Origin of the sequence: Loktanella sp. 3ANDIMAR09, from assembly GCF_001420005.1 — a bacterium.
Lineage (GTDB): Bacteria > Pseudomonadota > Alphaproteobacteria > Rhodobacterales > Rhodobacteraceae > Loktanella.
Genome location: NZ_LJAK01000004.1, coordinates 297,698 through 315,390, shown reverse-complemented (window position 1 = coordinate 315,390; position 17,693 = coordinate 297,698). Strand labels below are relative to the sequence as shown.

Sequence of the window (17,693 nt, the reverse complement as noted above, 5' to 3'; positions counted from 1 at the left end):
CAAGCGGCGCGCAGAGCGCTAAGGCGCGGCACCAAGGAGACGCCCCATGTCACAAACCACCGTCCGATTTGTCATTCAGTCCGATCCGCCCGCGCGGATGGACAAGGCCCTCGCCCGCGATGTGCCGCAGGACGCGACGCTGTCGCGCTCGCGCCTGGGGGCGCTGATCGCCGAGGGGGCCGTGACCGTTAATGGCGTGGTCGAGACCAACCCGCGCCAGCGCCTGTCAGAGGGGGCAGAGATCGTCGTGACGACGCCCGTCGTCAGCGAAAGCCATATCACAGCACAGGACATCGCGCTGGACGTGGTGTTCGAGGACGCGGACCTGATCGTGCTGAACAAGCCTGCGGGCATGGTGGTGCATCCGGCCCCCGGCAGCCCCGACGGCACCCTGGTCAATGCGCTGATCCATCACTGCGGCGATGATCTGTCCGGCGTCGGCGGCATGAAGCGACCCGGCATCGTGCACCGCATCGACAAGGATACCAGCGGTCTGCTGGTGGTTGCGAAATCCGACAAGGCGCATCAGGGGCTTGCGGCGCAATTTGCGGCCCACACGGTCGAGCGGCGCTATCTGGCCGTCTGTTTCGGGGTGCCTGATGCCAGCGATCCGCGCCTGCGCGGGGTCAAGGGCACCAGTTTCGAGGCGGCGAACATCCTCAAGGTGCAAACGTTCCTGGGGCGGCACAAGACCGATCGCCAGCGGCAGGCCGTGTCCTTTAGCACGGGGCGCCATGCGGTGACGCGGGCGCGGATCGTGCAACCGCTGGGCACACCCGCTGCGGCCGCGCTGATCGAATGCTGGCTGGAAACGGGCCGGACCCATCAGATCAGGGTGCACATGGCCCATTGCGGCCACGGGTTGATCGGTGATCCGACCTATGGTGGTCGGCAGAAACTGTCGGCAAAATCGGTGGGCGAGGCCGGCGTCGCCGCGGCGCGCAATTTTCCCCGGCAGGCGCTGCATGCCGCGACCCTGGGCTTTGTTCATCCTGTCAGCGGTGATGCGCTGGCGTTCGAGGCGCCGCTGCCCGAGGATATGATCGAACTTGTGAATAATCTGGATCATCGCGGTTGAGTTGTGCATTTTTGCAGGTATGCGACGGGAACCGGGCGGGTTAGAAAATGTTAGGTTTGTGAGAGCCAAGAGATTGCAACACGATACCGTGCGACCCATATCCATGTTAAGGCCTGATACATTGGCCAGCCAGGGGAAGTCAAAATGAGCGATTACAAGAACCTACCGGCACCGAGCCCAGAGCAGGGCTTGAACCGCTACATGCAGGAAATCCGCAAGTTTCCGATGCTGGAACCCGAAGAAGAATACATGCTGGCCAAGCGCTGGGCCGAGGATGGCGATACGGAGGCGGCACACAAGATGGTGACCAGTCACCTGCGGCTCGCGGCCAAGATCGCCATGGGCTATCGCGGGTACGGTCTGCCGCAGGCCGAGGTGATTTCCGAGGCGAACGTGGGCCTGATGCAGGCGGTCAAGAAATTCGACCCCGAAAAAGGGTTTCGCCTGGCGACCTATGCCATGTGGTGGATCCGCGCGGCCATTCAGGAATACGTCCTGCGGTCATGGTCGATGGTGAAACTTGGCACGACCTCGGCGCAAAAGAAGCTGTTTTTCAACCTGCGCAAGGCGAAATCCCGCATCGGTGCGCTGGAAGACGGCGACCTGCGTCCCGAGAACGTCAAGCGGATCGCAACCGATCTGGGTGTGACCGAGGACGAGGTCGTGTCGATGAACCGCCGCATGTCCGGTGGCGATGCCTCGCTGAACGCCACGGTCGGGTCCGAGGGCGAGGGCACGATGCAATGGCAGGACTGGCTGGAAGACGAGGACGCGGATCAGGCCGGCGATTACGCGGAACGTGACGAGCTGGAAAGCCGCCGCGAGATGCTGGCCGAGGCGATGCAGGTCCTGAACGACCGCGAAAAGGACATCCTGATGCAGCGTCGCCTGAACGACGAGACCATCACGCTGGAAGACCTGTCCAGCCAGTATGACGTCAGCCGCGAACGGATTCGCCAGATCGAGGTTCGGGCGTTCGAAAAGCTGCAAAAGCGCATGCGCGAACTGGCGGCCGAACGCGGAATGCTTGAGGACGTGTGATCCCCTCGCTAGGGTCGGACAAGAGTTACTCCCGTCGGATGCCTCCGGCGGGAGTATTTTTTTGCAAGATGATGCGGAGGATGCGCGATGCGTTGGGGCATATTGGGAGCTGCGAAATTTGCGCGGGAGTGGATGGCACCTGCCATCCACGCGGCGAAAGGCGCGGAATTGGTGGCGATTGCGACCTCTGATCCGGCCAAGGCAGCCGGGTTCAGTGCCTTTGCGCCCGGGTTGCGCGTGTTTGATGATTATGACGCCCTGTTGGCGGATCCGGGTATTGATGCGGTCTATGTGCCGCTGCCGAACCATCTGCACGTGGACTGGACGATCAAGGCGCTGGACGCCGGCAAGCATGTGCTGTGCGAAAAGCCCATCGCGCTGCGTGCGGAGGAGATCGACCGTGTGATTGCGGCGCGTGACAAGGCGGGCAAGCTGGCGGCAGAGGCGTTCATGATCGTGCATCATCCCCAGTTCCAGCGCGCGCGTGCGCTGGTGCAGGATGGCGCGATCGGCAAGCTGGCCCATGTGGATGCGGTTTTCAGCTATAACAACGCAGGAGCGGTCGACAATATTCGCAACCGGCCGGAAACCGGTGGCGGGGGGTTGCCTGATATCGGGGTCTATACCTTTGGTGCGGCGCGGTTCGTGACCGGGGCCGATTGTCAGCGGGTGACCTATGCGGATGTGCGGTTCGAGAACGGGGTCGACGTGTTTGCCCATGTGGCGGCGGATTTCGGCGACTTTACCTATGGTGCCGTGGTGTCGATGCGGATGCAGCCACGCCAGTCCATTACCTTTCACGGGGATGCGGGGCACCTGACGCTGACCGCGCCGTTCAATGCCAACCTCTATGACGTGGCGCAGCTGACACTGGAGACGGGGAATGGCACCCGGCAGGTCGAGCGCTGGCCTGCCGCCAACCACTACGTGTTGCAGGTCGAAGCCTTTGGCGCGGCGGCGCGCGGCGAAGAGGACTACGCCTGCCCGCTGGAATTCAGTCGTGGCACGCAGGCGATGATGGACATGGTGTTCGACAAGGCAAGGAACCCCTGAGGGCCACAGGTGTTGGGCCCCGTGAACAAGATGGGGGCCGATGGATGAAGCTGGCAGTATTGGGTGCCAAGGGCGCGGTCGGGCAGCATGTGCTGGATCAGGCGTTGGACAGGGGTCACGCGGTGACCGCGATCGAGCTGGACTGCGCCGACATGCCCGCGCGCGCAGGGCTGACCTGCATCGAGGCCGACGTGCTGCAGGATGATCTGTCGGGCGCCTTTGCGGGATGTGACGCGGTTCTTTCCTGTCTGGGGGTGGGCAATGCGCCAAAGGTCCTGCTGGACCCGCCGCCACTCTATACGCGTGGCACCAGCAATATCCTGGCGGGTATGCAGGCCGCCGGGGTCGACCGTCTGGCCGTGATTTCGGCCAGTTTCGTCGAATCCAAGAACCGCGGGCCGATCTATTTCAAGGTGCCGGTGATGGCGGCGCTGCACAACGTACTCGACCAGATGAAGGAGATGGAGGCGCAATTGCGTGCATCGCGCGTGGATTGGACGGCCGTGCGTCCCGGCTGGTTGATGCAGGGCGATCTGACGGCGGATTACGTGGTGACGCCGGATGTGATCCCGGAACATCTGGTGCGCACGCGCATGGCGGATGTGGCGCATTTCATGCTGCATCTGGCGGAAACGGGCAGTTGGTCGCGGCAGACCCCGGCCTTGGCCCGGCAAGAGGATGCAGAGGCCACATCAGTCGCTGCCGTGATCCGTGATATGACGGGCTAAAGGTCCATGCGCAGGATGTGCTGCGGACCGACATCACCGCCCAGGTAATGTTCGCCGGTATCGGTAAAACCACCGTTGAGATAGCTGCGCCGCGCGCCGGGGTTCCGCAGGTTGACGGTCAGGTAAATCTGCGCAGCCGCCGGATAGTGCTGCGCCATATAGGCGGGCAGGGCGCGGATCATGGCGGTGCCGATGCCGCGACCCTGATGGTGCTGATCTACGATCATGCTGCGCAACCCATAGGCACCTGATGGCACCTGCGGGTGTTCGCGGGCGAAATCATGGTCGATGCGGAACATGCCGACGAGGGTCGCATCCGCATGGATCAAATGCACGTCGATGCGGTCCTGTGGCTGGATCATCTGCGCGGGCTGGCCCGAGAATTGCACCTGATCGGGGGCAACGGCCAGCGCGCTGACGGCGGCGCGCTGGTCGTCGGTGAAGGGGGTGAGGGTAACGCTGGTCACGCGTCCTCCATCGCCTCAAGCTCGTCGATCATGGATTCGATCATCGACAGGCCCTTGTCCCAGAATGCGGGGTCAGAGGCGTCGAGGCCGAAGGGTTCCAGCAATTCCTTGTGGTGTTTGGACCCGCCCGCCTTGAGCATGTCGAAGTATTTCGCCTGAAAGTCGGGATCGCCTTCCTCATACACAGCGTAGAGTGCGTTCACGAGCCCGTCGCCAAAGGCATAGGCATAGACGTAGAACGGCGAATGGACGAAATGCGGGATGTAGGACCAGAAGGTTTCATAGCCTTCGTGGAAATCGAACACCGGGCCAAGGGATTCGGCCTGAACGGACATCCACAGCGCGTTGATGTCGTCAGGGGTCAGTTCGCCGCCAGCACGCGCGGCGTGCAGTTTGCATTCGAAATCGTAGAACGCGATCTGGCGCACGACCGTGTTGATCATGTCCTCGACCTTGCCCGCCAGCAGCACCTTGCGCTCTGCCTTGGTTTTGGCACCGTCCAGCAGTTTGCGGAACGTCAGCATTTCGCCAAAGACGGACGCGGTTTCGGCCAGTGTCAGCGGGGTGGATGACAGCAGTTCCCCTTGCCCTGCGGCCAGACGCTGGTGGACGCCGTGACCCAACTCGTGGGCCAGCGTCATCACGTCGCGCGGTTTGCCCAGATAGTTGAGCATCACATAGGGGTGCACCGTGGTGACGGTGGGGTGGGCGAATGCGCCGGGGGCCTTGCCGGGTTTGACGGCGGCGTCGATCCAGCCTTCGGTAAAGAACGGTCTGGCAAGGTCGGCCATGTCAGGCGAAAACCCGGCGTAGGCGTCCAGCACGGTTTGCTGTGCCTCGTCCCAGCTGACGAGACGGTCTTCGTCCCGCGGGAGCGGCGCGTTGCGGTCCCAGGTTTCCATGCGTTCGAGCCCCAGCCAACGCGCTTTCAGCGCGTAATACCGGTGCGACAGGCGTGGGTAGGCGGCGACCACGGCGTTGCGCAACGCCTCGACGACCTCTGGTTCGACATGGTTGGACAGGTGGCGGCCCGTTTGCGGGGTCGGCATCTTGCGCCAGCGGTCCTCGATTTCCTTTTCCTTTGCCAGCGTATTGTGAATGCGGGCAAAGAGTTTGACGTTCTGCGCGAAAACTTCCGACAGCGCCATGGCCGCGGCTTCACGCTTGGACCGGTCGCTGTCAGTCAGCAGGTTCAGCGTGGATTCAAGGCTCAGCTCTTCCGCGTCCACGACAAAGGTCAGCGCGGCCATGGTTTCGTCAAACAGACGGTTCCATGCGGCAGCACCGACAGTGGATTGGTCGTGCAGGAATTTTTCCAGCTCGTCCGACAATTGGTGCGGGCGCATGGCGCGCATCCGGTCGAACACGGGCTTGTAGCGGCGCAGTTCTTCGTTCTGGGCCAGCAGCGTGTCGAGGTGGTCGTCGGGCAGGCGGTTGAATTCCAGACCATAGAACACCAGCGGCGTGGTATATGTCGTGATGCGGTCCTGCATGTCAGCCATGAATTTGGCGCGGTCGTTGTCGGTCGTGATCTGGTAATACCGCAGGCCCGCGTAGGACATGATGCGGCCCGCGATTTCGTTGATTTTCTCATCGCGCTGCACCGCCTCGAGCAGGCCAGCGGCGTCGAGGTCGGCCAGTTTGCCTTCGAAATCAGCGGCAAAGCGGGTGCAGGCCTCCTCGAGCCAGTCGAGGTCACGTTTGATTTCCGCACTGTCGGTAGCCGGATAGAGGTGCGTCAGGTCCCATTCGGGCAGGTCGCCCATCGGGCTGCCGCCGGTTTCATTCACGGCGTCAAAGGTGCGGTTCTCGGTCATGGGGCTATCCTGTTTGCTGTTGCAACAGACATAGGACTGCGGGCGGGTGCACTCAACCCACCGGGGCCTATTCGGCGGGGCCAGCGATGGCGCGGGCGGCGTCGAATGTGTCCTGTGCTGCGGCCAGATCGCCGTCCTGAAGGGGGATGGTGCGCGCGTCCACCAGCGGTGACAGGCACAGATCGACGCGCACCGGGTGATGGTCCGATCCGACGGATGGCAGCACGGTCATGTCCAGCAGGCCGGGACCGGATTGCCACAGCACCTGATCCAGTGGCCAGCGCATCAGGTCGCTGTCAGCCATGTAGCTGTTCATCGGGCCGCGTCCTGCACGCGGGTCCAGCAGGGCACCGATCCGCAACGCGCGCTGCGCGGTATCTTCCCACGGGGCGAGGTTGAAATCGCCGGCGATCACGCTGACGGCGCTGGTTTCGCGCGCACGCGTAGCGGCATGCAGGATGGTTGCATCGCGCATGGTAGAGGGCTGTCCGCCGTTGGTCTGATGCGGTGGGCGCGGATGCACGCCCAGCAGATGGATCGGCATGGTCGGATGCGCAATCTGTCCGTCGAACATGGGGGTATCGACGCCCATCGGGTAGGTCATGTCGGACTGCGTGAACGGATGACGGCTGTAGACATGCATCCCGTAGTAGGCGGACTCGGGTTGTTCGCGCACGATGTGGTCGAACTGGTCATCCAGCGGTGCCAGCGCGTTGTCCCACCAGGGCGAGGTTTCCAGCACCACCAGAACATCGGGGTCCTGACTGCGCACCATATCCAGCACGCTGTCGTCGTTGCGGTTGGCCACCTGCACGTTGGTCACCAGCACGCGCAGGCGGTCGTCGGCGTCGCAACGCAGGACGCTGGCCACCATCTTCGTGGCCAGGGGCTGATAGGGCCAAAGCTTTGCAACCTGCAGGCCGATGGCTGCGATTCCGGCGAGCGTCAGGATCGTGCCCCAGGATGGTTGCGCGCGGCGCAGTGTCACGAACAGGGCCAGGCTGACCAACAGGCCGGCGAGGAATTGCAGGCGCGGGAAATCCAGAAAGCGGATCCACCATGTATCGAATGTCAGCAACGGCAGAAACGTGGCTGCGCACAGCGCGAACAGGACGGTTCCCACCACGCGGATCAGAAATTTACGCATGCATCATCCGTAGGTGTCCAGCATCTCTTTCAAATCGTCGAGGGTGTTCGCCTCGGACGTGGGTTTGTCGTGCCGCCAGCGCAGCATCCGCGGAAATCGCAGCGCCACGCCGGATTTGTGACGCGGGCTGGCTTGAATGCCCTCGAACGCCAGTTCGAACACGTGCTCGGGTTTTACCTGCCGGACCGGCCCGAATTTTTGAAGCGTGTTTTTGCGCACCCAAGCGGTGATTTGCCGAAACTCTGCGTCAGTTAGGCCGGAATACGCCTTGGTGAACGGCACCAGATCATTCCCTTGCCAAACCGCAAAAGTGTAATCCGTGAACAGGTTGGCACGGCGCCCCGATCCGGCCTGCGCGTAGATCATCACCGCGTCGATGGTCAGGGGATCGACCTTCCATTTCCACCAGTCGCCCTTTTTGCGGCCTGACAGATAGGGGCTGTCGAGACGTTTGAGCATGAAGCCTTCGGCGTTGCGGTCGCGGGAGGTTTCGCGCAGGGCGGTCAGCGTATTCCAGTCGGCGAAATCGACGGCTGGCGACAGGCGCAGCGGCGCGCTGTCCGGCACGTCGTCCACGATCTGGGCCAGCCGCGCGCGGCGATCGGCAAAGGGCTGTGCCCGGATGTCGTTGCCTGCGTCCTCGAGCAGATCATAGGCCATCAGGATCACGGGGGCCTCGGTCAGCAGCTTTTTCGGGACGGTCTTGCGCCCGATGCGCGACTGCAGGGCGTTGAACGACAGGGGGGCCTCGTTGCGAAAGGCCAGCACCTCGCCATCAATCACGGTGCCGTCGGGCAGATAATCCTTGAGCTGGGCCAGTTCGGGAAATCGGTCCGTCATCAGATCCTCGCCGCGCGACCACAGGTGATGGTCGCCCGCGCGGATGATGAACTGGCCGCGGATGCCGTCCCATTTCCATTCGGCGTTCCAGTCGGATGCGGGACCGAGGTCATCCAGATCCTCGAGCCCGTAGGCGAGGTAGAACGGATAGGGGCGCGACAGGTCGGCGGTGGGGTCGTGCGCCTCGATCAGGTTGTGCCATGTGGTGGTTTGCGGCGTCCAGTTGCCCATCAGCTTGTGGGTCAGTTCCGCCTCGTCCTGGCCGGTGGCCTGTGCCAGTGCGCGGGTCATCAGTTTCTGGCTGACCCCGATGCGGAAACCACCCGTCAGCAATTTGGTGAACAAGAACCGCTGGGTGGTGGGCAGGCTGTCCCAGGCTGCAAGGATGCCCGCCTTGCGCGCGTCATCGTCCAGGCCGGACAGGCGGGCGAGTTCGTTGATCCAATGGGTCAGGCTGTGGTCGGCGGTACTGGACGGGTCGGGCAGGATCAGCGCGATGGTTTCGGCCAGATCGCCGACGATGGAATAGGATTCCTCGAACAGCCACAGGGGCAGGTTCGCGCGTTCGGCGGCCCATTCGCGCAGGCGGGCGGCGGTGATCAGGCGCTTGGGACGGCGGCCCGAAAACAGTGCGATGGTCCAGAGCTTGTCATCATCCGGGGCGGTGCGGAAATAATCGGCCAAGGCTGCGACCTTGACCGTGGTCTTGGTCGACTCGTCCACGCGGGTAAAGAGGGCTGCAAAATCCTTCATGCGTCCTCGACCACCGGTTCGTCGCCGCCATCGAGGCTTTCGCCCTCATATTCGGTGCTGACGACATGGGCGTCATAGCCCTGTTCGGACAGGTATTTCTGGAACGCAGAGGTGTAGCCATGGGTGGTAAAGATGCGTGTGGCACCCGTTTCCTTGATCGCGGCATTCAGGCCAGCCCAGTCAGCATGGTCGGACACGATGAAGCCGCGGTCGCCGGCGCGTCTGCGGCGCACCCCGCGCAGGGCCATCCAGCCCGATGCAAAGGCGCTGGAGGATGGGCCGAAGCGGCGTCCCCATGTGCCGCCCATGGCGCTGGGCGTGGCGATGACCAGGGCACCGGGGTGGTCGGTGATTTTCAGATCGGGTGTCACGCGGATCGTGTCGGGCAGGCTGATCCCTTGGGCGCGCAGCACGGCGTTGGTGTTTTCGACCGCACCGTGGGTCAGGATCGGTCCAATTTGCGCGTCGACGGAGGTCAGCAGGCGCTGTGCCTTGCCCAGGGCATAGGCCCCAAGGATCGAGGTGCGTCCGGCGGCGGCGTTGGTGGCCCACCAGTCGTTCATCTGGCGGGCCAGCGCGGCCTCGGCCGTCCATTTGAACACGGGCAGGCCAAAGGTGCATTCCGTGATGAACGCGTGGCAGGGGACGGGTTCGAAGGGTTCGGACAGCCCGTCCGCCACAGTTTTATAATCCCCCGAGGCGACCCAGACCTGACCGCCGACCGCCACCCTGATTTGTGCGGAGCCGGGCACATGGCCTGCGGGGTGGAATGACACGGTCGCACTGCCGAGCTGGCGTGTTTCGCCGTAGCGGATGGTCTCGAGTTTGATGTCGCCAAGACGGTGGCGGATGACGGGGGCCGCCGCCTCGGTCGCGAGATAGGACCGCATCCCCCAGCGTGAATGATCAGCGTGGCCATGCGTGATCAGTGCCCGGTCCACGGGCCGCCACGGGTCGATGTAGAAATCACCCGCCGGGCAGTAGATGCCCCGGTCGGTAAAGGTCAGAACGTCAGCCATGGCGATCAGTTAGGGCCGTAGGGCCGGGTGACGAGATGGCAGTCGGATTTTATCCTGACAGGCGGATAGGCGGGCTGTGAGGGCGGGCGCCTCCGGCGGGAGTATTTGGGGCAAGATGATGCGACGCGGGCGGCATTGCCGCAGCGCCTGCGTCAGGTGTTGGCGTCGAACAGCGCGCAGGCGGTGTCGAACACGCGCGCACGGGTCTGCGCGTCCTCCATCATGACCTCGTGTTTGCCGCCCTCGACGATGTCCAGCGTGCCGCCGGGCCATTTGGCCATGCGCGCGCGGATACGGTGCGCATCGACGATGGTTTCAGCCGTGCCGAGGAAGGTCACGCAAGGTGTGCGTGGCGAGGTCAGCCGCGCAAGGTTGCGGCATTCGGTCAGCGCCTCGTTCAGCCAGCGCAAGGAAGGTCCGCCCAGCGACAGGTCGGGTTCAGCGCTGATCTGGTTCAGCATGTAGTCGAACATCTCGCGGTCGGACGTCAGCTCGTTCGCCTCGAAGGCCATGCGCTCGATGTAGTTTTCGACCTTTTGGCCCGGTGCCATGGCGGTGTCGAAGTTCATCTTGCGCGACAGCGACGACAGCCCCCAGGCGAACGGACGCAGCGTGGGTTTCATCTGAATCCCCCACATCGGCGCGCTGAACATCGCGGCCCGCACCGGCAGGCCCTCGATCAGGGCGCGCAGGCCGATGGCACCGCCCATGGAATGGGCAATCAGATAAAACGGTTTGGGCAGGCCGAGGTCGCGCGCATGCGTCAGCATGGCCGCCACGTCCTTTTGATAGTCGGAAAACAGGTCCACGTGACCTGTTGCGCGATGGGGTGTCAGTCGGTCGGCCAACCCCTGACCACGCCAGTCTACCACCATGGTTGCATAGCCGCGGTTACGCAGGTCGCGCGCGGCGCGTCCGTATTTTTCGATGTATTCCGTGCGGCCCGGAAACAGCAGCACGGTGCCGCGATCTGCGCCGGTCACCCAGTGGCCGACGCGAATCTGTTTGTTGTCTGTGGTTTTCAGCCAATGCGCCGCCCCGGCGTCCGGGCCGTCGGCAAGATCGGAATGGAGCGGCGCGTATCTCATCGGATCAGGAAATCACCCCGGCCAGCGCCATGGCTTTGCCCATGTCGCCGTCGATGGTCAGCTTGCCGGTCATGAAGGCCGCCGTGGGGTTTTCGTCGCCGGTCATGATGCCCTCGAAGGTGTCGCGGCTGGCGGTCAGGGTCACGTCGGCCTCTGCGTCGTCGGCGCAGGCGGTGACGTCGGTGCCTGCGATCATCAGGGCGCCTTCGCCCTCGATCACGAACTTGGCGGTGCCGTCAAAGGATTCGCCATCCATCTTGGCGTTCAACTGGGTGACGGCGGCAGAGACGATATCGCTCATGGGAATGTGTCCTCGGTTTGGGGGCTGGATGCCTGCGCCCACTGGTATCGGGCTGGTTTTAAACTACAGTGACGGTATGTCGATACATCATCTCTTCTTCAACTCTGTCGTTGCGACACTCTTGTGGTGCGGGATTGCCGCGGCCCAGACGGCCGAGCTTGATTCACTGTTCGACCGGCTGGCACAGGCCGATCCGTCCGAGGCGGAGGGCATCCGCGGACAGATCGAGACCCAATGGTCGCGCAGCGGATCGCCTGCGATGGACCTGTTGCTACGCCGGGGCGAGGATGCGCTGGCGGATGGCAACCCTGCGCTGGCCGTAGATCACCTGAGTGCGCTGATCGACCATGCCCCCGATTTTGCCCAAGGTTACAGCCTGCGGGCCTCGGCGTTCTATGCGCAGGACCAGATCGGGCTGGCGCTGGATGATCTGAGGACCGCGCTGGAACTGAACCCGCGGCATTTCAACGCAATGCGCGGGCTGGCGGTGATCTTGCAACAATTGGACCGTCCGCAAGAGGCGCTTGAGGTCTATCAGCGAATCCGTGACATTGCCCCGCATATCGACGGGGTCGACATGGCCATTGACCGTCTGTCAGTCGAACTGGATGGCACGTCGCTGTGACGCGCCGCCCCTGCGGGGACGATCATGCAACCCTCACGTATCACGGCCGTTTTGGGGCCGACGAACACCGGCAAGACGCATCTTGCGATTGACCGGATGCTGGGGCACCGGACGGGTGTGATCGGGCTGCCGCTGCGCCTGCTGGCGCGCGAGGTCTATGACAGGCTGGTGCGCGCGCGCGGGCCGGGGGTGGTGGCACTGGTCACGGGCGAGGAGCGCATCGTGCCGCCGCGGGCGGCCTATTGGGTCTGCACGGTCGAGGCGATGCCCACCGGCATGGGCTGCGATTTTCTGGCCGTCGATGAAATCCAGCTCTGTGCCGATCCCGAACGGGGCCATATCTTTACCGACCGTCTGCTGCATGCGCGCGGGCTGAAGGAAACCCTGTTCATGGGGGCGGAGACGATCCGGGGGGCGATCAACGCGCTGGTGCCGGGCGTCGAATTCATCCACCGCGAGCGGTTCAGCACGCTGACCCACACAGGTTCGAAAAAGCTAAGCCGGATGCCTGCACGGTCGGCCATCGTCGGGTTTTCGGTTGAAAATGTCTATGCGATTGCCGAACTGCTGCGTCGCCAAAAGGGTGGCGCTGCCGTCGTCATGGGGGCGCTTTCGCCCCGCACCCGCAATGCGCAGGTCGAGATGTATCAAAACGGTGATGTCGATTACCTGGTGGCGACCGATGCCATCGGGATGGGGCTGAACCTGGACGTCAAACACGTGGCCTTTTCCGCGACATCGAAATTCGACGGCACGCGGATGCGCGAACTGCGACCCGAGGAGTTGGCGCAGATTGCGGGGCGGGCAGGGCGACATACCGCCAGCGGGACGTTCGGCGTCACCGGCGAGGCGTCGGAACTGGATGACGGGACGATTGAGCAGATCACGACCCACAGGTTCCAGCCGGTGAAAAAGCTGATGTGGCGCAACAGTGACCTGCAATTCGGATCGGTCAAACGCCTGTTACAAACGCTGGAGCACCATACGCAGGACGACTGGCTGACCCGTGTGCGCGAAAGCGATGATCTGGCGGCCCTGCGTGCCTTGAGCCAGGACGGCCTGATCACGGCGCGCGCGCACGACGGCCCGTCCGTGCGGCTGTTGTGGGACGTGTGCCGGATTCCCGATTTTCGCGGTATCAGTCGCGGGGAACATGCCAGCCTGCTGACGCGGATTTTCACCGATCTGCATCAAAGCGGGCATGTGGACGAGAACTGGTTCGCGCTTCAGGTGGCGCGGATCGACCGGGATGACGGGGATATCGACACGCTGTCCAAACGGCTGGCCTATATCCGCACTTGGACCTATGTGGCGCAACGCAAGGGCTGGCTGCGGGATGAAAACCATTGGCGCGATGCAACCCGCGCTGTAGAAGACCGACTGTCGGATGCGCTGCATGGCGCGCTGACGCAAAGATTTGTGGACCGGCGCACCAGTGTCTTGCTGCGCCGGCTCAAACAAAAGGAGAGCCTTGTGGCTGACGTGAACGACCAGGGCGAAGTAACGGTAGAAGGCGAATTCATCGGCAAGCTGGAAGGCTTTCGGTTTCGCATGGACAAGGCAGGGTCGCCCGACGAGGCGAAAACCCTGCGGCAGGCCAGTGTGGCCGCCCTTGCACCGCAGTTTCATCTGCGTGCCGACCGGTTTTACAACGCACCCGACACCGAGATCGATTTTACCGAACAGGGTGGGTTGATGTGGGGCGATCAGGCCGTGGGCAAACTGTCCAAAGGGTCGGATCCGCTGAAACCGTCAGTCACCGTGTTCGTCGATGACGAGGCCGGGGCGGACGTGGCCGCCAAGGTGCAACGCCGGTTGCAGCATTTCATCGACCGCAAGGTGGCCGCGACGATGGAACCGCTGCTGACGCTGGCGAACGACGCGGCGCTGACCGGGTCTGCCAAGGGATTTGCCTACCGTCTGGTCGAACATTTCGGCATCATCACCCGTGGTGAGGTGGCCGACGAGGTCAAGGCGCTGGATCAGGACGCGCGCGGCGCGTTGCGCAAGCACGGCATCCGGTTCGGGCAATTCACTATTTTCATGCCGCTGCTGCTGAAACCTGCGCCGACGCGTCTGCGTCTGGTCTTGTGGGCGCTGCACAACGATCTGTCGGAATTCCCCGAAAGCCCGCCACCCGGTCTGGTGACCGTGCCTGCTGCTGCGGGCGTGCCGCAGGGCTATTACACGATGGCGGGTTACCGCGCTGCGGGCGAACGCGCGATCCGCATCGACATGCTGGAACGGCTGGCCGACATGCTGCGCGACCGCGATTCGCGTGGCGGGTTCGAGGCCACTGCGGATATGCTGTCGATCACCGGCATGACGCTGGTGCAATTCGCCAACCTGATGACGGGTCTTGGTTACAAGGCGGAACCGGGCGAACGCGCCAAGGTCAAGGCACCAAAGGCGGAAGAGCCTGCAAAGGATGCGACCCCCGATGCGACAGAAGGCGAGACTGCCGCGACTGATGCCGCGCCACAGGGCGATGCGATCGGTGACGCCGCGACCGGCATCGTCGAGACGGCAGAACCCGCAGAACCCGCAGCGCCGGACATGGAAACATTCTATACCTTTACCTGGGGTGGGCGCGCGGCACGACAGCAGGGCAAACCGGCGGGCGGCAGGCCGCGCGGCGACAAACCGGCCGGCAAAGGTCGGGGCAAGCCAAAAGGCAAGGGCAAGCCGCCAAGCGAAAAGCCGCAGAGTTTTGCTGCAAAGCCCAAGCGTCCGGAAAAGAAGATCGACCCGGACAATCCCTTTGCTGCAGCGCTTTCGGGGTTCAAGCCTGAGTGAGCACGGCTGGCGACACGATCCGGCTGGACAAATGGCTATGGCATGCGCGGTTTTTCAAATCGCGCAGCCTGGCCGCCGGGGTCGTGTCGGGGGGCAAGGTGCGGGTCGACGGCACGCCCGTGTCGAAACCAGCCCGCAGCGTAGGACCGGGAAACGTGCTGACCTTCGTGCAGGGTGATGCGGTCCGGGTCGTGAAAATTCTGGGCTGCGGTGTCAGGCGTGGTCCGGCACCAGAGGCGCAGGCGCTCTATGACGACATGTCGCCCGAACGCGTCGCGCGCCCGCCGGCCCCGAAATACGAAGGCAAGGGGCGCCCGACCGGCAAGGACCGCCGCGACATGACGACCAAGGGGCCATTCCCGCTTGAATGACCAAACCGACTGTCCTAGTGAGTTTTCAACCAAATTCTGAGTGATACCGCATGACCTATATCGTCAATGACAACTGCATTGCCTGCAAATACACCGACTGCGTCGAGGTGTGCCCTGTCGATTGTTTCTACGAGGGCGAGAACATGCTGGTGATCCATCCGGATGAATGCATCGACTGCGGCGTCTGCGAACCCGAATGCCCCGCCGACGCCATCCGCCCCGATACCGAGCCGGACATGGAAAAGTGGGTCGAGTTCAACCGCAAGTATTCCGAGCTGTGGCCGGTCATCATCACCAAGAAGGACCCGCTGCCGGGTGCCGAGGAGATGGACGGCAAGGACGGCAAGATGGAGCTGTTTTCCGAGGCTGCCGGCGAAGGCGGGTGATTCGCGACTGATTCGCACTGCGACCCCATGTTTTCATGGGAATATCCGTCAAAAAGGCCCCGCTTTCGCTGGGGCCTTTTTTATGGTATGGTCACCGCAATGCTACTGTTTTGATCCGACATTTTATCTGCATGGCCCCGCCGGAATTTCCGACGGGGATGTTTGCGTCGGGTCATGGAAAGGACTGCCATGAGCAAGAAGAAGAAAGATTTCCAGCCCAACGATTTCGTCGTCTACCCGGCGCATGGCGTCGGCAAGATCGTGAACGTCGAGACGCAGGAAGTTGCGGGATTCGAGTTGGAACTGTTCGTCATCGCCTTTGAAAAGGACAAGATGACGCTGCGGGTCCCCACCCACAAGGCGACAGAGGTGGGCATGCGCCCGCTGTCCACGCCGGAGGTTGTCAGCAACGCGATGAAGACGCTGCGCGGCAAGGCCAAGGTCAAGAAGGCGATGTGGTCCCGTCGCGCGCAGGAGTACGAGCAAAAAATCAACTCGGGCGACCTGATCGCTATTGCCGAAGTGGTGCGTGATCTGCATCGTGCGGATGACCAGCGCGAGCAAAGCTATTCCGAACGGCAACTCTATGAGGCTGCACTGGAGCGACTGACGCGCGAGATCGCGGTTGTTGCCGGCAACGACGAAAAGGCTGCCGCAGAAGAGATCGGATCGGTTCTGGTGGGACGCGCGGCTTAACAGCCCGTCACACCGGGGGAGGGGGAAGGCCGCGTTTGGGAGGACGCGGCCTTTTCCATGTCAGGCGCGATTTTCTGCGAAAATCGCGCGGTGCCTGCGCAGGCATTCCCCGTGTGATCGGGCGTTGCGCCGGTTGCGGGGGCTGGTGCCTCCGGCGGGAGTATTTCCGGCAAGATGATACCTGCGGGCAGGTAGCCCGGATCAAAGGCTGTGGGTCAGAGCGCGCGCCAGCCGATGTCGCGGCGGCAGAAACCTTGCGGCCAGTTGACTGCATCGACCATGGCGTAGGCGCGGTCGCGGGCCTGTTGCAACGTATCGCCGCGTGCCGTCAGGGCCAGAACGCGGCCACCGGTTGCAATGATCTGTCCGTCACGTGCGGCCGTCCCTGCATGAAAGGCCATGTGAAAGCTGTCCTCGGGCAGGGTGTCGAGGGCTGCGATCACGCTGCCCTTTTCATAATCTCCGGGATAGCCGTTTGCGGCCATCACGACGCTGAGGGCGTGATCGTCGGCCCAATGGACCTGCTGTGTGTCCAGGCGGCCATCGGCGCAGGCCTGCAGCAGGTCGAGGACCTGGCCGCCCAGGCGCATCATCAGCCCCTGACATTCCGGATCGCCGAAGCGGACGTTGAATTCGACGAGGCTGGGTTGGCCTGCGTCGATCATCAGGCCGACAAAGAGCACCCCGTTGAATGGCGTGCCGCGCTGCGCCATTTCGCGCATGGTCGGGCGCACGATTTCGTCGAGTGCCTTTTGCGTGACGGCGTCGGTCATCACGGGGGCAGGAGAATAGGCCCCCATGCCGCCGGTATTGGGCCCGGTGTCACCGTCAAAGGCGCGTTTGTGGTCCTGTGCGGTGCCGATCGGCAGCACTGTCGTCCCGTCCACGAGAACAAAGAACGAGGCCTCTTCGCCGGTCAGGAAATCCTCGACCACCACCTCGGCGCCGGCGTCACCGAACTGGCCGCCCATCATGTCGTCGATGGCGGCAAGTGCCTGTTGGGTTGTCTCGGCGACGACAACGCCCTTGCCTGCGGCGAGGCCGTCGGCCTTGATGACAATTGGTGCCGGGCGGGTGCGGACGTAGTCCTTGGCGTCGTCGGCGTGGGTGAAATGCGCATAGGCTGCGGTGGGTGCGTTGCAGGCGTCGCAGATCGCTTTTGTAAAGGATTTGGACGATTCCAGCTGGGCCGCGGCGGCGGAAGGTCCGAAAACTGAAAATCCGGCAGCGCGCAGATCGTCCGCCACACCGGCTGCCAGCGGGGCCTCTGGCCCGATCACGATGAAGTCGATGGCCTGTTCGGCTGCAAATGTTGCCACGGCGGACCCATCGAGAATGTCGAGCGCCGCGCATTCTGCAAGCTGCGCTACGCCTGCGTTGCCGGGGGCCACGATCAGGCGGTCGCATTTGGGATTTTGTTTGATGGCCCATGCGAGGCTGTGTTCACGTCCACCACTGCCCAGGATCAGAATGTTCATTGCGCGCCC

17 protein-coding genes are annotated in these 17,693 nt (G+C 63.3%); 9 read left to right on the top strand and 8 right to left on the bottom strand.

Going from position 1 to position 17,693, the window contains the following annotated elements; genetic code table 11:
• Window positions 1-46 precede the first annotated feature (46 nt).
• The 4 genes from AN189_RS08815 (at window position 47) to AN189_RS08800 (ending at window position 3,900) form a co-directional block, all read left to right on the top strand.
• Window positions 47-1,078, top strand: coding sequence for an RluA family pseudouridine synthase (locus tag AN189_RS08815; protein ID WP_056034134.1), 1,032 nt, complete (start codon window positions 47-49; stop codon window positions 1,076-1,078).
• 144 nt (window positions 1,079-1,222) lie between these two features.
• Window positions 1,223-2,119 (top strand): RNA polymerase sigma factor RpoH, encoded by an 897-nt coding sequence (rpoH, locus tag AN189_RS08810; protein WP_056034130.1) that lies wholly within the window; start codon window positions 1,223-1,225, stop codon window positions 2,117-2,119.
• 87 nt (window positions 2,120-2,206) lie between these two features.
• Window positions 2,207-3,172 carry a Gfo/Idh/MocA family protein gene (locus AN189_RS08805; protein ID WP_056034128.1) on the top strand — a complete coding sequence of 322 codons (966 nt, stop codon included), beginning with the start codon at window positions 2,207-2,209 and terminating at the stop codon, window positions 3,170-3,172.
• Window positions 3,173-3,216: 44 nt separating this feature from the next.
• Window positions 3,217-3,900, top strand: coding sequence for an NAD(P)-dependent oxidoreductase (locus tag AN189_RS08800; RefSeq protein ID WP_056034125.1), 684 nt, complete (start codon window positions 3,217-3,219; stop codon window positions 3,898-3,900).
• Here the strand turns inward: AN189_RS08800 and AN189_RS08795 are convergent.
• From AN189_RS08795 to AN189_RS08765, 7 genes are all read right to left on the bottom strand, one after another.
• Window positions 3,897-4,367: a GNAT family N-acetyltransferase gene (locus AN189_RS08795; protein WP_056034122.1), complete on the bottom strand. Its 471-nt coding sequence runs from the start codon at window positions 4,365-4,367 to the stop codon at window positions 3,897-3,899. The genes AN189_RS08800 and AN189_RS08795 overlap by 4 nt on opposite strands.
• On the bottom strand, window positions 4,364-6,184 hold the full coding sequence (locus AN189_RS19485) for a M3 family oligoendopeptidase (protein WP_056034119.1): 1,821 nt from the start codon (window positions 6,182-6,184) through the stop codon (window positions 4,364-4,366). The genes AN189_RS08795 and AN189_RS19485 overlap by 4 nt, the downstream gene beginning before the upstream one ends.
• Before the next feature lie 67 nt (window positions 6,185-6,251).
• On the bottom strand, window positions 6,252-7,331 hold the full coding sequence (locus AN189_RS08785) for an endonuclease/exonuclease/phosphatase family protein (RefSeq protein ID WP_056034116.1): 1,080 nt from the start codon (window positions 7,329-7,331) through the stop codon (window positions 6,252-6,254).
• Between the two features lie 3 nt (window positions 7,332-7,334).
• On the bottom strand, window positions 7,335-8,924 hold the full coding sequence (locus AN189_RS08780; protein WP_056034113.1) for an ATP-dependent DNA ligase: 1,590 nt from the start codon (window positions 8,922-8,924) through the stop codon (window positions 7,335-7,337).
• Window positions 8,921-9,943, bottom strand: coding sequence for a ligase-associated DNA damage response exonuclease (locus AN189_RS08775; RefSeq protein WP_056034110.1), 1,023 nt, complete (start codon window positions 9,941-9,943; stop codon window positions 8,921-8,923). Before AN189_RS08775 ends, AN189_RS08780 begins: the two co-directional genes overlap by 4 nt.
• 152 nt (window positions 9,944-10,095) lie before the next feature.
• Window positions 10,096-11,031, bottom strand: a complete 936-nt coding sequence (locus tag AN189_RS08770; RefSeq protein WP_056034106.1) for an alpha/beta fold hydrolase — start codon at window positions 11,029-11,031, stop codon at window positions 10,096-10,098.
• 4 nt (window positions 11,032-11,035) lie between these two features.
• On the bottom strand, window positions 11,036-11,332 hold the full coding sequence (locus AN189_RS08765; RefSeq protein ID WP_056034103.1) for an SCP2 sterol-binding domain-containing protein: 297 nt from the start codon (window positions 11,330-11,332) through the stop codon (window positions 11,036-11,038).
• Window positions 11,333-11,408: 76 nt separating this feature from the next.
• Between AN189_RS08765 and AN189_RS08760 the strand changes: the two genes are divergently transcribed.
• The 5 genes from AN189_RS08760 (at window position 11,409) to AN189_RS08740 (ending at window position 16,206) form a co-directional block, all read left to right on the top strand.
• A complete protein-coding gene (locus tag AN189_RS08760) occupies window positions 11,409-11,957 on the top strand; it encodes a tetratricopeptide repeat protein (protein WP_157057430.1) in 549 nt (182 codons plus the stop codon).
• 24 nt (window positions 11,958-11,981) lie between these two features.
• Window positions 11,982-14,753 (top strand): helicase-related protein, encoded by a 2,772-nt coding sequence (locus AN189_RS08755; protein WP_056034099.1) that lies wholly within the window; start codon window positions 11,982-11,984, stop codon window positions 14,751-14,753.
• A complete protein-coding gene (locus tag AN189_RS08750) occupies window positions 14,750-15,124 on the top strand; it encodes an RNA-binding S4 domain-containing protein (RefSeq protein ID WP_056034096.1) in 375 nt (124 codons plus the stop codon). The genes AN189_RS08755 and AN189_RS08750 overlap by 4 nt, the downstream gene beginning before the upstream one ends.
• Before the next feature lie 50 nt (window positions 15,125-15,174).
• Window positions 15,175-15,510 (top strand): ferredoxin FdxA, encoded by a 336-nt coding sequence (fdxA, locus tag AN189_RS08745; RefSeq protein ID WP_056034093.1) that lies wholly within the window; start codon window positions 15,175-15,177, stop codon window positions 15,508-15,510.
• Between the two features lie 189 nt (window positions 15,511-15,699).
• A complete protein-coding gene (locus AN189_RS08740) occupies window positions 15,700-16,206 on the top strand; it encodes a CarD family transcriptional regulator (protein WP_056034090.1) in 507 nt (168 codons plus the stop codon).
• A 215-nt stretch (window positions 16,207-16,421) separates the two neighbouring features.
• On the opposite strand, the gene purD is transcribed toward AN189_RS08740, so the two are convergent.
• A complete protein-coding gene (gene purD / locus AN189_RS08735) occupies window positions 16,422-17,684 on the bottom strand; it encodes a phosphoribosylamine--glycine ligase (RefSeq protein ID WP_056034086.1) in 1,263 nt (420 codons plus the stop codon).
• Between the last annotated feature and the right edge of the window lie 9 nt (window positions 17,685-17,693).

What these genes read in the sequence shown, in the direction of transcription:
- AN189_RS08815 (WP_056034134.1), top strand. Translation starts at nt 47, where the DNA reads ATGTCACAAACCACCGTCCGATTTGTCATTCAGTCCGATCCGCCCGCG.
- rpoH (WP_056034130.1), top strand. Translation starts at nt 1,223, where the DNA reads ATGAGCGATTACAAGAACCTACCGGCACCGAGCCCAGAGCAGGGCTTG.
- AN189_RS08805 (WP_056034128.1), top strand. Translation starts at nt 2,207, where the DNA reads ATGCGTTGGGGCATATTGGGAGCTGCGAAATTTGCGCGGGAGTGGATG.
- AN189_RS08800 (WP_056034125.1), top strand. Translation starts at nt 3,217, where the DNA reads ATGAAGCTGGCAGTATTGGGTGCCAAGGGCGCGGTCGGGCAGCATGTG.
- AN189_RS19485 (WP_056034119.1), bottom strand. Translation starts at nt 6,184, where the DNA reads ATGACCGAGAACCGCACCTTTGACGCCGTGAATGAAACCGGCGGCAGC.
- AN189_RS08785 (WP_056034116.1), bottom strand. Translation starts at nt 7,331, where the DNA reads ATGCGTAAATTTCTGATCCGCGTGGTGGGAACCGTCCTGTTCGCGCTG.
- AN189_RS08780 (WP_056034113.1), bottom strand. Translation starts at nt 8,924, where the DNA reads ATGAAGGATTTTGCAGCCCTCTTTACCCGCGTGGACGAGTCGACCAAG.
- AN189_RS08775 (WP_056034110.1), bottom strand. Translation starts at nt 9,943, where the DNA reads ATGGCTGACGTTCTGACCTTTACCGACCGGGGCATCTACTGCCCGGCG.
- AN189_RS08770 (WP_056034106.1), bottom strand. Translation starts at nt 11,031, where the DNA reads ATGAGATACGCGCCGCTCCATTCCGATCTTGCCGACGGCCCGGACGCC.
- AN189_RS08765 (WP_056034103.1), bottom strand. Translation starts at nt 11,332, where the DNA reads ATGAGCGATATCGTCTCTGCCGCCGTCACCCAGTTGAACGCCAAGATG.
- AN189_RS08760 (WP_157057430.1), top strand. Translation starts at nt 11,409, where the DNA reads ATGTCGATACATCATCTCTTCTTCAACTCTGTCGTTGCGACACTCTTG.
- AN189_RS08755 (WP_056034099.1), top strand. Translation starts at nt 11,982, where the DNA reads ATGCAACCCTCACGTATCACGGCCGTTTTGGGGCCGACGAACACCGGC.
- fdxA (WP_056034093.1), top strand. Translation starts at nt 15,175, where the DNA reads ATGACCTATATCGTCAATGACAACTGCATTGCCTGCAAATACACCGAC.
- AN189_RS08740 (WP_056034090.1), top strand. Translation starts at nt 15,700, where the DNA reads ATGAGCAAGAAGAAGAAAGATTTCCAGCCCAACGATTTCGTCGTCTAC.
- purD (WP_056034086.1), bottom strand. Translation starts at nt 17,684, where the DNA reads ATGAACATTCTGATCCTGGGCAGTGGTGGACGTGAACACAGCCTCGCA.